General features: G+C 41.0%; 11 protein-coding genes and 1 tRNA gene. 5 read left to right on the forward strand and 7 right to left on the reverse strand.

Annotated elements, in window-relative coordinates:
- Nucleotides 1-243: 243 nt before the first annotated feature.
- The gene (locus FD725_RS10540; RefSeq protein ID WP_179048087.1) at nt 244-690 is read left to right on the forward strand and encodes an anti-sigma regulatory factor; all 447 of its coding nucleotides are present in this window, start codon (nt 244-246) and stop codon (nt 688-690) included.
- Between the two features lie 54 nt (nt 691-744).
- On the opposite strand, the gene FD725_RS10545 is transcribed toward FD725_RS10540, so the two are convergent.
- The gene (locus FD725_RS10545) at nt 745-1,026 is read right to left on the reverse strand and encodes a DUF6439 family protein (RefSeq protein ID WP_179048088.1); all 282 of its coding nucleotides are present in this window, start codon (nt 1,024-1,026) and stop codon (nt 745-747) included.
- A 279-nt stretch (nt 1,027-1,305) separates the two neighbouring features.
- On the opposite strand from FD725_RS10545, the gene FD725_RS10550 reads away from it, so the two are divergent.
- Together FD725_RS10550 and asnS are read left to right on the forward strand one after the other, a co-directional pair.
- Complete coding sequence (locus tag FD725_RS10550; protein ID WP_179048089.1) at nt 1,306-1,668, forward strand: hypothetical protein; 363 nt, start codon at nt 1,306-1,308, stop codon at nt 1,666-1,668.
- Between the two features lie 3 nt (nt 1,669-1,671).
- Nucleotides 1,672-3,063, forward strand: a complete 1,392-nt coding sequence (asnS, locus tag FD725_RS10555) for an asparagine--tRNA ligase (RefSeq protein ID WP_179048090.1) — start codon at nt 1,672-1,674, stop codon at nt 3,061-3,063.
- 319 nt (nt 3,064-3,382) lie between these two features.
- Here the strand turns inward: asnS and FD725_RS10560 are convergent, their stop codons facing one another.
- From FD725_RS10560 to FD725_RS10585, 6 genes are all read right to left on the reverse strand, one after another.
- Nucleotides 3,383-4,033 carry an HAD family hydrolase gene (locus FD725_RS10560; protein ID WP_179048091.1) on the reverse strand — a complete coding sequence of 217 codons (651 nt, stop codon included), beginning with the start codon at nt 4,031-4,033 and terminating at the stop codon, nt 3,383-3,385.
- Nucleotides 4,034-4,211: 178 nt separating this feature from the next.
- Nucleotides 4,212-5,405 (reverse strand): NAD(P)/FAD-dependent oxidoreductase, encoded by a 1,194-nt coding sequence (locus FD725_RS10565; RefSeq protein ID WP_179048092.1) that lies wholly within the window; start codon nt 5,403-5,405, stop codon nt 4,212-4,214.
- A gap of 328 nt (nt 5,406-5,733) precedes the next feature.
- Entirely contained in the window at nt 5,734-7,152 is a 1,419-nt protein-coding gene (locus tag FD725_RS10570; RefSeq protein WP_179048093.1) for an ATP-binding protein, read from the reverse strand.
- Nucleotides 7,149-7,295 (reverse strand): hypothetical protein, encoded by a 147-nt coding sequence (locus FD725_RS10575; protein WP_179048094.1) that lies wholly within the window; start codon nt 7,293-7,295, stop codon nt 7,149-7,151. Before FD725_RS10575 ends, FD725_RS10570 begins: the two co-directional genes overlap by 4 nt.
- 324 nt (nt 7,296-7,619) lie before the next feature.
- A tRNA-Ala gene (locus FD725_RS10580) sits at nt 7,620-7,692 on the reverse strand.
- 65 nt (nt 7,693-7,757) lie between these two features.
- Nucleotides 7,758-8,486, reverse strand: coding sequence for an HAD family phosphatase (locus FD725_RS10585; RefSeq protein WP_179048095.1), 729 nt, complete (start codon nt 8,484-8,486; stop codon nt 7,758-7,760).
- A 200-nt stretch (nt 8,487-8,686) separates the two neighbouring features.
- Between FD725_RS10585 and FD725_RS10590 the strand changes: the two genes are divergently transcribed.
- Both FD725_RS10590 and FD725_RS10595 read left to right on the forward strand, forming a co-directional pair.
- Entirely contained in the window at nt 8,687-10,834 is a 2,148-nt protein-coding gene (locus FD725_RS10590) for an RtcB family protein (protein WP_179048096.1), read from the forward strand.
- 413 nt (nt 10,835-11,247) lie between these two features.
- Nucleotides 11,248-13,545, forward strand: coding sequence for a PAS domain S-box protein (locus tag FD725_RS10595; protein WP_179048097.1), 2,298 nt, complete (start codon nt 11,248-11,250; stop codon nt 13,543-13,545).
- Nucleotides 13,546-13,654 lie beyond the last annotated feature (109 nt).

Here is a 13,654-nt window from a genome sequence, read left to right on the forward strand (position 1 = left end):
GTACTAATTGGCAATATAAAGAAAATTTCAAGCCTCTTGTAATTCTCTACTTGCTGGTTGCTTTCAAAGCCGTTTGATGTACTAACAATCAAACATCATTAATAGAGTCAATGCTCCCCAGCATTTTCAAAACTTAGTAATAAAGACGCAAGTTTGAAGGCAATGTGACCACCTCAATCTTTATCAGGGTGCCTGTAACAGCAAACTGATGTCTAGCTAACTGAAAGCTATGGGGTTTCTCTCGTGATTACCATTTCGCTTCGTCCAGTTGGACGCTACTGGGGTACAATTAGTTTTGCCTCAACCCTCTATCTATGTCCCATCCTAGATTTATTGTTGGCGGAAATTCCCGCGAAACTGCAAGCCGAACTGCGTTTAGGACTGCAAGAAGCCCTAGTAAACGCAGCTAAACATGGCAATAACCTTGATCCTAGCAAAAAAGTTGTAGTCCGTTTTTCTCTAATAGATAATCAATATTGGTGGGTCATCTCAGACCAAGGGCAAGGTTTTAATCCTATGAGTGAGGAAGAAGAACCAACAGATTATCTACCCCCTGATGAAGCAGAAAGCGGTAGAGGTATGTGCCTTCTCCACCAAATTTTCGACCAAGTAGAGTGGAATCGCAAAGGTACAGAATTAAGACTTTGTAAACAAACAGAAAACCGCCCCCGTCTATCTCTGCGGCGTTAGGGAATTGGTGATTGGGGATTGGGTACTGGGTAATAAGAAAAAATTTCCCCGTCCCTAGTCCCCCTTACCCAGTCCCTTATTCCCATGAGTCGGACAAGGAGGGGCGGATACAGAACGATTTAACCAACCAACAGCTTGTTCTAGTCTAGCAAGAGCTTCTTGTGGTTGATTTTTGAGCAAAAATACCATTGCGGCAGCTAATTGTTCACTAGCACGAGAATTGCGGTTAGACTTGAGGCGATGCCAATCATCAGGTGAAATACTCAGCCTTTCCATCAAGGCTTGAGCTAGTTCTAAATCGCTAAGTTCATTGAGTTGAGTGGTTTTAGAAAGCATATTGTAAAGTAATGAGTGAGGGAGTAGTAAGTGCTGAGTGCTGAGTGCTGAGTGCTGAGTGAGGGAGGGAGGGAGTGAGAGAGTGCTGATACCAATTCAAAATTCAAAATTCGTCTTGAAAAGTTTCCTACGGCGGGAAACCCGCCTACAGAACTTTCCGCAAAATTCAAAATGAATAAATCATGACTCTTGCCTATTGCCTATTGCCTATTGCCTCTGACTAATGACTATTGACTAATGACCATTGACTAATGACTAATGACTAATGACTAATTGTACATGAAGCAATCTAAACATCCGCAAAACTCAGAGAATCAGCCAGAACCGGATTTAGCACAAGAACTAGAAGAAGTAGAGCGATCGCTGATATCGTTAAAAGAACGTTATGCTCAAGTTGAAAGCGATCGCACTTTACAGGCACAATGGCAACAACGCCACCAAGAACTACAGCACAATAAATATCAGACACCAGAAATCAAGGCTGAGTTACGGCAAATCAAACAGCAGCTAGAAGTGTTAGAAATAAACTTAGAAAGTCAGCTGTTTTCTTGGCGTAGCTTCAAGAAACCTTTTTGGCAAGCCGTCCGCTTTGGTGGAATGGGCGTTATTATAGGCTGGATATTAAAATCCTGTGCTGGGTAAAATATGGTAAATCGACGGATTGCAGAAATATTGCGGAGTGGTCAACCTGATGAGTCTGTTGTAGTTCAAGGCTGGGTAAGAACAAAGCGTGAACTCAAAGGCTTTGCTTTTATTGAAGTCAATGATGGCTCATCACTAGCGAATTTGCAAGCTGTGATTAATCAGGATTTGCCAGACTATGAAGCAATTGTCAAACAACTAAATACAGGTGCTTCAGTGGAGGTAGCTGGGGTACTGGTAGCTTCTCAAGGCAAAGGACAGCGTATTGAGTTGCAAGCAGAATCGCTGAAAGTCTACGGTGAGGCTGATCCCGAAACTTACCCACTGCAAAAGAAACGCCACTCTTTTGAATTTTTACGCACAATTGGGCATTTGCGATCGCGTACCAATTCCTTTGGTGCAGTGTTCCGCGTTAGGAATGCTTGTTCTACAGCCATTCATCAATTTTTCCATGAGAGGGGCTTTTTATGGGTACACACTCCCATCATCACCGCTAGCGATTGCGAAGGTGCAGGGGAACTATTTAGCGTCACTAGCTTGGATTTAAAGAATATACCCCGGACAGAAAATCAAGCGATCGATTACAGCCAAGATTTTTTTGCCAAACCTACATACTTGACGGTTAGCGGACAACTAGAAGCAGAAGTCATGGCGATGGCGTTTAGTAACGTCTACACCTTCGGCCCCACCTTTCGGGCAGAAAACTCCAACACTTCTCGCCACTTAGCCGAGTTTTGGATGGTTGAACCAGAAATGGCATTTTGCGACTTAGAAGGTGATATGGATTTGGCTGAGGCGTTTCTCAAACACATTTTTAAATATGTGTTAGAAACCTGTGCAGAAGACATGGAATTTTTCAATCAACGTATTGATGATACTGTGTTAGCAACAGCCGACAATATTATTAACAACCAATTTGAACGTCTGACTTACACCGATGCTATTAAACTTTTAGAAAAAGCCGATGTTAAGTTTGAGTATCCTGTCAGCTGGGGCTTAGATTTACAATCAGAACACGAACGCTATCTGGCAGAACAATTATTTAAAAAGCCTGTCATCGTTACCGACTACCCAGCCCAAATTAAAGCCTTTTATATGCGCCTGAACGATGATGAAAAAACCGTCCGCGCAATGGATATCCTTGCACCCAAGATTGGTGAAATCATTGGTGGTTCTCAACGGGAAGAACGTTTGGATGTGTTGGAACGCCGGATATTAGCACAAGGGATGCAGCCAGAGGATTTATGGTGGTATCTAGATTTACGCCGCTACGGTACTGTTCCTCACGCTGGATTTGGTTTGGGTTTTGAACGACTCGTGCAATTTATGACTGGAATGGGGAATATTCGAGATGTAATTCCCTTCCCCCGAACACCACAAAACGCCGATTTTTAGAAAAGTATGGGGCGACTAGAAGTCGCAACTACACAGGCAAATTCCGCCTACGCGGACTTATAAAAGCTCAAGTATTTTCAACCCACGTACGTGGGTTTTGTCTTTGTAGCCAAGCCACTGCTTTGGGCGGGTTTCCCGACTTGTAGCAAGTGGCGTGCGACTTCTAGTCGCCAAGATAATACTTTTCTAACTACTAGATACTAATAAATTAGGTAGAAATATTGAGGAAATCAAAATCTGTTTTTCCGAGCTTATTCTGAAAATACAATTAAACCTTATACGCAACAAAGTATAAAACTCTCTCTAATCTAGCCGCTAACTAATTTCTCTCCCGATTGATCCAAACACCTCTTAAACCAGCAGCTTTGGCTCCTTGATAGTCTTCTTCAATGCTATCACCAATGTGCCATGCTTCTTCAGGTAGACAATTATGTTTTTCTAGTGCGATCGCAAAAATTTTGGGATCAGGTTTGGCTGCACCCACTTGAGTAGAAATAGTCACAGAAGTAAAAAAATGGCTCAGGCTTAAACCCTGCAACACTGAGTATAGCCGGGAATCAAAATTAGACAATACACCTAATTCAATTCCTATGTGTTGCCAGTTACTTAAAGATTGCAGCACATCAGGATAAGTCACCCAAGGTTCAGCAGTACCAAAATGAATATATAATTCCCCAAAGAAACTAGAAAAATCAGCAAATTGTTGGATCACTCCGGCACTTTCAAAAGTATTTACCGCAATTTTTAGCCACCAATCAAACTCCCTTTGAGGAATATCTTGGATATCCACATTGGGAAATACTGGTGGAGGAGAGGCTTTAAAACTTTGCATAAATGCTTTATCCAGAACTTCGGGCGACACTTCAACGCCAAATTCCTGGGCTATCTGACTATAAACTTTACCAACGCTGCCTTTGACACCAAAAAGTGTACCCACAGCATCTAAAAAAATAACTTTGGGTTTTTCCATTAAACTGTCTGCAAAATATAGATGTTAGTCATTGGTCATTAGTCAATAGTCAATAGTCAATAGTCAATGGTCATTGGTCAACAGATTTTCTTCTTGTCCCTCACTCAGCACGGGCTGCATCGCCCCGCTTCCGCTAACAGCACTCATCACTCACCCTTGCTCATACAGAAAGGATCTATTATTGAATAATTGTTTCTATAATAGGGCGAACAAGCCAATTAAATCCAACTTTGAGTTGATGATCTAAAGTGGGCATTCTATACAGGTAGGCAAGGCGGCGGGCGACGTAGGCTAGAGAACCGTCTAGTTTCATCCCTAAACCAGTGAGAGTGGCGTTGTCTTTGCCTAGTGCCATCATTTCGCCTAATGGTTGATAACGGAAAGGTAGTAAGGGACGATGAGTTATGCTAGCCCAGATATTCCAAGCTGCGTAGTCTGCTTGTTGAAAGGCGACTTGGGCGGTAGCTGGGACTTGCTGACCTTCAGCGTCTAGACAGTCAGCTAAATCTCCTAAAGCAAAGATTTCTGGATGGTCAAGTACTTGTAGGGTTGATGTGGTGGTGATTTGACCGCGCTGGTTTTGTTTGCAAGGCAGACTTCTGACTACAGGTGCAACTCTTGTGCCTACAGTCCAAATGACTAAATCTACGGGAATTGTGTCTACTTGATTTTTGTATTCTAAGGCGATCGCATCTTGGTGAATTGATTCGACCTTGGTTTCTAAGTCAATGAATACACCCCGCGCATCTAAAGCTTTTTTGGCTGCTTCTCGGTTGAAGTCTGGGGAAGTGCGTAAAATTTGGTCGCTGATCTCAATTAGGCGGAAGCGTCCTCTGTCACCTAATCTGTCGGCTAATTTACAGGCTAATTCAACACCGCTATAACCAGCGCCAACAATGGCTACGCGAATTTTGTCTGTATCTGATTCTGCTAAGACTCGTAAACGTTCTTCCAAGCGATAAGCATCAGTAATTGTGCGGAAGGGGTAAGCGTAGGATGTCGCACCAGGGACTAAATCAAGTGGTGTCTCTCCACCCAAAGTCAGAACTAAGCGGTCATAGAAGATTTCCGGCCCATTTTGCAGGTGTACCCGTTGCTGGTCGATATCAATCCCAGAGACAAATGCTTGACAAAAACGCACACCTGTATTTTCCAATAGTTCGATAAACGCAGGGGCAATTTCCCAGGTTTGTAATTCTCCTGTAAGTAATTCGTACAATAAAGGAGTAAATAGGAAGCGATCGCTTTGATCTACTAACACAATTTCTGGTTTGTGTTCCGATTCCCAAGGTAATTGACTTAAACGCAAAGCTGTGTAGAGACCACCAAAGCCTCCACCAAGGATAACGATTCTTGTAGATTTTTCAGTCATGGCTTCTACGGGATGATTGATCCCAACGTGGCAACTAACTCTCAGTGTAATGATTTATTTCCCTTTCTGGCCATGAGAGGGCAATGTGAATAATTAGTCTTATTCAGACTGTCTCCAAGACTGGCTATTTTTTTATGTTTTTGTTTCTTTTTTTGTTTAAGTCTCTTTAAAGACTTTGATCTGAGATAATTTGTTGATTCGTTCGGCACGGATTTCGGCTTCGTTCATATTTCGCTCATCTCGATTTGCGATAAAACACTTTTTTGCTTGTTTTACAAGGGTTTCAGGATTTAAGAGCTACTAATCTCGATTTGCGATAAAACACTATTTACGCCCAAAAGGGTAGATATCTGGCATAGCGCGTAGAAGTTGATTCGGATTGGTCTGCTTTGATTAATCCAGCTTCTTTTGTATATGCAATAATCTGAGATACTGTTGCCGCTTGTGACTCACTTAGACGAAAACGCTCTCGCAGGGTTTGGTTAGACATTCGTTGATTGCTGACATACAGCAGACAACAATGCTGATAGCAGGCTCGAATTCGGTCTGCTTTGCTCATATTGGCAAAATCCTGATGGGCAAATAGCACTGCTGTAGTGCGTGTGTCACCTACTCGAAAATCTGGTGCGGGTAGTTGAAACATTTCTGCTGCACTTACAACTTTGTCAATGCCACTGCCTTTTTCTTCACATATATGGAAAAGTCGCATTAGGTTGGCAAGTTGTTCGTTACGGGAGCGATTTTCATCAATGAATCGCTCTACCTTAATGGGTGGGATGCCAGGATTAGATATCTCAATGCGATCGCTATACATTTCGATCATCACCGAAGTACCTGTTGCTAGAAAATCCTGATGTACTAAAGCATTCGCAATAAGTTCTCGTAAAGCCTGTTCTGGAAACATCTTCACTTCTTCCCGCACAACTTCCTCGATAAAACGATTTTGCGGTGCTGCTGAGTGGACGAAATCTACTAATCCATCAAAACCAACGGCATATCCTCGATTGTCTGTCTTTTCAACACGAGTTTCTAACTTATTTATGCCTTCAAATATAACAATACGAGGTGCTTTACGAGCTAATGCAGAGGAAAAGGCATCCATTTTTTTTGCCAAAAGGATGGCAGCTAGGTTTGTGATTGTCCAAGCATATGCTGTTCTTTGAATTAAATTTTGGCTCTGCAATCTTTCTAAGACAGCATCGCGGGTAGTTGGATAGGGAATTTTTAGCAGTTCAAAGTATGATTGAGTATCTAAAAGGGCAATTACATCTTCAGGACTGGCATCAGATCGAGCAGCTTGGCAAAACCAATCTTGTTGGTCTTCTGCAAAAATTTTCTTGAGTACATCTGGTGTCATTGCCACCAAATCTTCTCCCACTCTCATTAGGTAGGCTCCATCAAACGCTAATGGTTGCCCGACAGGACGGGTTGGCACTTCAAAAACCAGCACTCGTCCATCAGGATGCTGCAATTCTGTAGCATCTACCCGAAATCTGAGTTTGTCTACAATCACAGCTTTGATATCGTTGAGGGCGGTTGAAGATGGAAAAGCTTGGGAACCTACCACCCGACGTGGGCGCTTGTCGGTTACGCCCAAAACCAGATATCCACCACCTTCGTTGGCTAATGCTACACAGTAGCGCAACAATTTGGTTGTATCATACTGTTGCTTGGCTTCTTTGAATTCAAGGTTTTCGGTTTCAGCAGGTGCATTTAGCCATTTTTCAATGGTTTCTAGGGTAATCATAGTGCAATCTCCTCTTGAGAAGCTTTCAGGGTGTCTGCGGTGAGTTCACCCATGAATGCTTTTTGCGAGCTGGATTGTTTGAGTTCATTGAGGGCGGTGATAATTACTTTTGATTTAGGGTTATCAACAGGAAACCTTGCCATTATACGTTTGCCTCTGCAACAAAAGCTTTAAGTATTAAGGAATCAGATTCTAGTAGCGATTCTCCAAAAGTTTCGACATAACATAAAATAGATGATCGCACGTTATTTAAAGCTTCCCTATAGGTGTCATCCTCACCAACTACAACCTCTTAAATTCCTAAAGGATAGGCAACATAACCATCAGAGTGCTTTTTCACAATGATTTTGATATTTTTCATAGTTACTTCACCTAAATTAATTTGACATCCAAAAGAAAACTAACATAGTCTGTCAATTGTCAGCTGCCTACTGTCAATCGCATAAATTTCTTATTATTAAATATTATGGAGAATAGGGAACTCGAATCCCTGACCTCTGCGGTGCGATCGCAGCGCTCTACCAACTGAGCTAATTCCCCTGGTAGTAGTGATGAGTACTGAGTTTAACACTTGCTAAATCAAGGCTCAACTACCACAGGATATTTTAACACTCAGTCATGGTGGACTGGGGGTGTTGGCCAGAAAAGACTTCTTGGACTCGTTCTATTTCCAAGTCTGTCAAGTAATCGACAGTCCAGTTGCAACAGCGCTGAAGCATATGGAAGGGGTATGTATTTGCTACACCGACTACTGGTATTTGCGCTCGTTTGGCGGCGGCTATACCTACTGGTGTGTCTTCAATCGCTAAACATTCTTGCGGTTGGAGATTTAATTCGGGATATGCTTGGCTTAAGCGTTTGACTGCTAGCAGATAACCATCTGGTTGGGGTTTACTAGTAGTGACATCATCACCTGTAATGATGATTTGAAAATTTTCAGCTAGCTTGGCACGATTGATCACTAATTCAATCTCTGGGCGAATTGCTCCACTGACTAAACCTAATTTGAGATTACGGGAACGGACTTGAAATATGATGTCTTCTACACCAGGATATATCGGCAGTTTATCTAATTTCTCTAGTTCTTGCCCATAGGCTTGAGCCTTACGCTTGAGTAGTTGAGTTAAATACTCTTCGCTAGCAACTCTACCACGATTTGCTAGCAACTCTTGAAAATAGGAGCGATCGCTCCGCCCTAAAGAAGTTTGACGCTCTTGTGCTTTTTGGGGTTGGAGATTTTCTTGCACCAGAATCTCATCTATTAATTGCAGGTGGATGCGCTCATCGTTAATAATCACGCCATTAAAATCAAACAGAACTGCCTTTAAACTCATGCCACTATGCTGAAAGCTGTAGACTTTAGACCCTTCTCATCATTATCAATGAAAACAGGGGAGTTGCATATTGTTGATGAGATCAGGTTTTTTTGAGTGTGCGATCAGCTTGACACTGGAAAACTTGTATACTACAAATGTAGTATATAGATCATAAAATCATTCATTTCTCTTATTTAATCACTACTTCTCATAAAAAAATGCCTTACAAAAAGTTAGAAATTAATACCCCAGCACCTGTTTTATCTTGGGCAAATCATGAACTAGGTACAGACGAAATCAAGATGGCAAAAAATGTTGCCTCACTACCATTTGTGTTTAAGCACGTAGCACTGATGCCAGATGTTCATTTAGGTAAAGGTGCTTTAGTCGGGTCAGTCGTTGCAACAAAAGAAGCCATCATACCTGCGGCTGTCGGTGTTGATATTGGTTGTTTTGTAGGAGATACTCTTATTCCTTTAGTGGATGGCAAATCTTATAATATTAAAGACCTGGCTGAGGAGGGGAGAACTTTTATTGTCTATGCTTGCACCCCTACAGGAAAAATTGTTGCAGCTCAAGCAACTGCCAATTTAACTAGAAAAAATGCTTCATTAGTAAAAGTAATTTTAGATAACAATGAAGAAATTATTTGCACTAGTGATCATCAATTTATGCTGCGAGATGGCACTTATAAGGAAGCTATTTTATTGCAACCCAGGACATCCTTAATGCCATTTTATACTAAGCTTGATCAAGATGGTTACACGTTAATTTCTCAGCCTTACTCTGGTCGATGGCAAAAAGCACACTGGACTATAGCTAGGTCTGGTTTACTTGGCAAAATTCCTAAATTTGCAGGACAAAGGACAGTTATTCATCATCGTAATTTTCAACCTTCTGATAATCAACCAAAAAACTTAGAGTTTATGGGTGCAAATGATCACTCTGCGTATCATCGTACTTTAGTAGATCGTAATCAGTACTGGCAGTCTTCTAAATTTGAAGAAAAAAGAATTGCTTCTCTGGCGAAGAAAGCAAAAACTCCTGAAGGATATCAATATTATGCAACCAGAGGAACTAAAAATATTCTGCAATATATGCAGCGACAACCAGAACATTTTAAAAATGCAGTTGCAGATAATGGTATTCGTGGTAAACAATATTTAATTGAATACAATAGAAGCGAAAAAGGTAGAAATAAGTCTAGAGAAATCGCTAATAGAATCTATACTTGTGAAATTTGTGGTGCAGATGTAAAAACACCAATTAATCTGCATAATCACCGCAAAAAAGAACATCAATGTAATCACAAAGTTGTAGAAGTGATTTCTCTAAATTACACTGAAGATGTTTATTGTCTTACAGTCCCAGATTATCATAACTTCGCTCTTCAAGCAGGAGTGTTTGTACATAACTGTGGTATGAGTGCGATTAAAACACCATTTACGGCTGAACAATTAGAGGGCAAACTCAAGAAAATTCGTCTAGATATTGAAGCTGCAATTCCCACTGGTTTCAACGAAAATAAAGATGTAGAAAAATCTGTAACTAACTGGCAACGCTGGCGGGACTTTTCAGAATTGCATCCAGGTGTGCAAGATTTGCAGAGCAAAGCGATGAAACAAATGGGTTCTCTCGGTGGGGGAAATCATTTTTTAGAGGTGTGTCTAGATACAGAAAACCAAGTTTGGTTGATGCTGCATTCTGGTTCACGAAACATTGGGAATAATCTAGCTCAATGCCATATTCACACAGCCAAAGAACTAGCAAAAATGGCCAGCAATAAATTGCCTGATCCAGATTTAGCTTATTTCCTGACTGGAACACCAGAATTTCAAGCATACTGGCATGATTTACAATGGGCGCAAGATTATGCTCGTGTGAATCGTGATGTGATGATGGCGCGGTTTAAACGCATTGTGGAAAAACATTTGGCAGGTGGTAAAGCAACTAAACCTTTATTAGAGGTAAATTGCCATCACAATTATGCCGAAAAAGAAGTACATTTTGGTGAAGATGTCTATGTAACTCGCAAAGGTGCAGTCCGCGCTCAAACAGAAGACTATGGGATTATTCCTGGTTCAATGGGAGCAAAATCTTTCATTGTCAAAGGGAAAGGTGATGTACATAGTTTTTGTTCTTGCTCTCATGGTGCAGGACGTTTATTGTCGAGAAGTAAGGCAAAAAACGTCTATACACTCGATGATTTAATTGAGCAAACTCAAGGTGTAGAATGCCGGAAAGATACTGGTGTTTTAGATGAAATTCCTGGTGCTTATAAGCCGATAGAGCAAGTTATGGAAAATCAAGCTGATTTGGTTGAGGTGGTAGCTACACTTAAGCAAGTAGTTTGTGTGAAAGGGTAAATTTTAGGTGATAGGTGACAGGGGATAGATGATAGGGGATAGGTGATAGGTGATATAGGACTCATATTTGATTTTTGTATTTACGCATACAAAACCTAGTACACCTCTAATTTCCTTCTTTTCTGTCACCTGTCACATGTTACCTGTTGTTAAGCTTTGCGCTTAACCCAATCTAAATTTTGTGATTGATTGTTACGAAGAGCAACAAAAAATTATATAAAAGTATTAATTATTTTCATAATTTGACTTTACAAAATAGCTAATAAATCTAGCTATTACTACTTTAGGTAGATTCAGGGTAAAGAAATGTTAGATGTGGATTTTCTCAAGAGAAAATAGATATTGAGCAAACAAATTTTTGGCTCAATTTTGGGAATAATGCTTTAGCTAGAGGCATTAAAGGAGAAGCCACATTGAAAGGAATACGCTCTCGGTTTGCCCCCTATATTGTGGCATTGTTAGCAGTTAGTATCGCTGTGTTAGTGACGCTATTGTTAAAACCACTATTAACACCTACTATTTTTCTCTTATTTTTTGCTGCTGTAGCTGTCAGTTCTTGGTATGGTGGCTTGAGGATAGGGTTGTTTGCTGCTTTTGTGTCTAGTCTGGCTATTAGCTTTTTTTTCTTGCAACCAGTATTTTCACTATATATTTCCGATTGGGACAGCAAGGTGCGTTTAATCTTGTTTGTGTTAGTAGCAACTCTTATTAGCTGGCTTAACTCTGAGCTACATTTTGCCAAACAGCGTTTAGAACAGACAAATCAACAACTCCAGTCTAGTGAAGCTAGGTTTAGGCGGTTAGCAGAATCCAACATTATGGGGGTGATGGTTGCTGACATGAATGGAGCGATCGCCGAAGCTAATGATGCTTTTTTAAATATGGTAGGCTACACACGGGAGGATCTGCTAGCAGGGCAAGTGCGATGGCGAGAGATGACACCACCAGAATATGCACATTTAGATGAGAAAGCAGTAGATGAACTCTTAACTCATGGAGTAGCTACCCCCTTTGAGAAAGAATATATCCGCAAAGATGGCAGTTGTGTACCTGTGATTGTCGGTATTGTCATGTTGCAAGAACCCTTTCATCGTCAGCAGGAAGTTGTAGCATTTTGCATAGAACTCAGCAGACAAAAACAAATAGAAGCGACACTACAACGACGAGAAAGTGAATTGGAATTAATTACTAATGCTGTACCCGTCTTAATTGCTTATGTAGATGCTCAACAACGCTATCGCTTTAATAATAAAGGCTATGAAGAAATGTATGGTTTGTCTGCGTCAGCAACCTATGGTAAGCACATTCAAGAAATATTAGGTATATCAGTTTATCAATCAATTCTGCCCTATGTGGAACTAGTATTATCAGGTGAGTCCATAACATTTGAAGCTCAAGTATTTGATAAAAACGGCATAGTTCATGATGTGAAGACTAATTATGTTCCCCAATTTGATATGCGAGGGGAAGTGGAAGGTTTTGTGGCTTTAGTCACAGATATTACTAACCATAAATTAGCAGAAAAAGCTCTTAAAGAAAGTGAAGCGAGGTTGCGGACACTCACAGAAAAAGTGCGGGTGATTCCTTGGGAAGTAGATGCTAATAGCGGAAATTTTACTTATGTAGGGCCGCAAAGCTTAGAGATTCTTGGCTATCCTCAAACAGACTGGTACACAGAGAATTTTTGGTATGAACATATTCATCCAGAAGATCGAGAGTGGGCAATTCAGTATTGCTATGAATCTTCACTATCTTTGAATAATTACGAATTTGAATATAGGATGCTGACAGCAGATGGTCGGGTTTTGTGGATGTATGACATTGTGAATGTTGTGCGAACCGGAGAAACACCAAAGCTACTGCATGGGTTTATGATTGATATTAGCGATCGCAAGCAAGTCGAGCAAGAACGAGAGCAACTCCTAGCCCGTGAACAAGCCGCACGCAGCACCGCAGAAGCTGCCAACCGCATGAAAGATGAGTTTCTCGCTACACTTTCTCACGAACTCCGCACCCCCTTGAATGCGATGCTGGGCTGGACACAGTTACTAAAAAGCCGCACATTTGATGAAAATACTACAGCGTTAGCCTTAGATACAATTTACAGAAATACTAAATCTTTAAAACAACTGATCGAAGATATTTTAGATGTCTCCCAAATTATTACCGGTAAACTCGGTCTTAATGCCCAGCCAGTAGAATTAATCCCCATTGTAGAAGCGACAATTGATACTCTCAAAGCCGCAGCTGAAGCCAAAGAAATTACTCTCGAATGCCAATTTGATCCTCAAGTTGGGGTAGTGATAGCTGATGCTAACCGTCTGCAACAAATAGTCTGGAATTTAGTTTCTAATGCCGTGAAGTTCTCATCCATAGGCGGTAAAATCACTATCCAATTGCAACGTCTAGATGGTTGTGTACAAATTCGTGTCAGCGATACGGGTATAGGTATACCCAGCGAATTTCTCCCTTACGTATTTGAACGTTTCCGGCAAGCTGATGGTTCGCTCACGCGATCGCACGGTGGTTTAGGATTAGGTTTAGCAATTGTCCGTCACTTGGTAGAATTGCATGGCGGTACAGTCTCGGCTGAAAGTCCCGGTAAAGGGCAAGGTGCAACTTTTATTGTCAATCTACCAATGAAAGCTGTAGCTGTTCAAGTTAATGATAGGTCATTAGGCAATAGGGAACAGGTAACAGGTAATAGGTAATAGTCAATAGTCAATAGTCAATAGTCAATAGTCAATAGTCAATAGTCAATAGTCAATAGTCAATAGTCAATAGTCAATAGTCAATAGTCAATAGTCAATAGTCAATAGT

This window comes from Nostoc sp. TCL26-01, assembly GCF_013393945.1.
Taxonomy (GTDB): Bacteria; Cyanobacteriota; Cyanobacteriia; order Cyanobacteriales; family Nostocaceae; genus Trichormus.

What these genes read in the sequence shown, in the direction of transcription:
- FD725_RS10545 (WP_179048088.1), bottom strand. Translation starts at nt 1,026, where the DNA reads ATGCTTTCTAAAACCACTCAACTCAATGAACTTAGCGATTTAGAACTA.
- FD725_RS10550 (WP_179048089.1), top strand. Translation starts at nt 1,306, where the DNA reads ATGAAGCAATCTAAACATCCGCAAAACTCAGAGAATCAGCCAGAACCG.
- asnS (WP_179048090.1), top strand. Translation starts at nt 1,672, where the DNA reads ATGGTAAATCGACGGATTGCAGAAATATTGCGGAGTGGTCAACCTGAT.
- FD725_RS10560 (WP_179048091.1), bottom strand. Translation starts at nt 4,033, where the DNA reads ATGGAAAAACCCAAAGTTATTTTTTTAGATGCTGTGGGTACACTTTTT.
- FD725_RS10565 (WP_179048092.1), bottom strand. Translation starts at nt 5,405, where the DNA reads ATGACTGAAAAATCTACAAGAATCGTTATCCTTGGTGGAGGCTTTGGT.
- FD725_RS10570 (WP_179048093.1), bottom strand. Translation starts at nt 7,152, where the DNA reads ATGATTACCCTAGAAACCATTGAAAAATGGCTAAATGCACCTGCTGAA.
- FD725_RS10575 (WP_179048094.1), bottom strand. Translation starts at nt 7,295, where the DNA reads ATGGCAAGGTTTCCTGTTGATAACCCTAAATCAAAAGTAATTATCACC.
- FD725_RS10585 (WP_179048095.1), bottom strand. Translation starts at nt 8,486, where the DNA reads ATGAGTTTAAAGGCAGTTCTGTTTGATTTTAATGGCGTGATTATTAAC.
- FD725_RS10590 (WP_179048096.1), top strand. Translation starts at nt 8,687, where the DNA reads ATGCCTTACAAAAAGTTAGAAATTAATACCCCAGCACCTGTTTTATCT.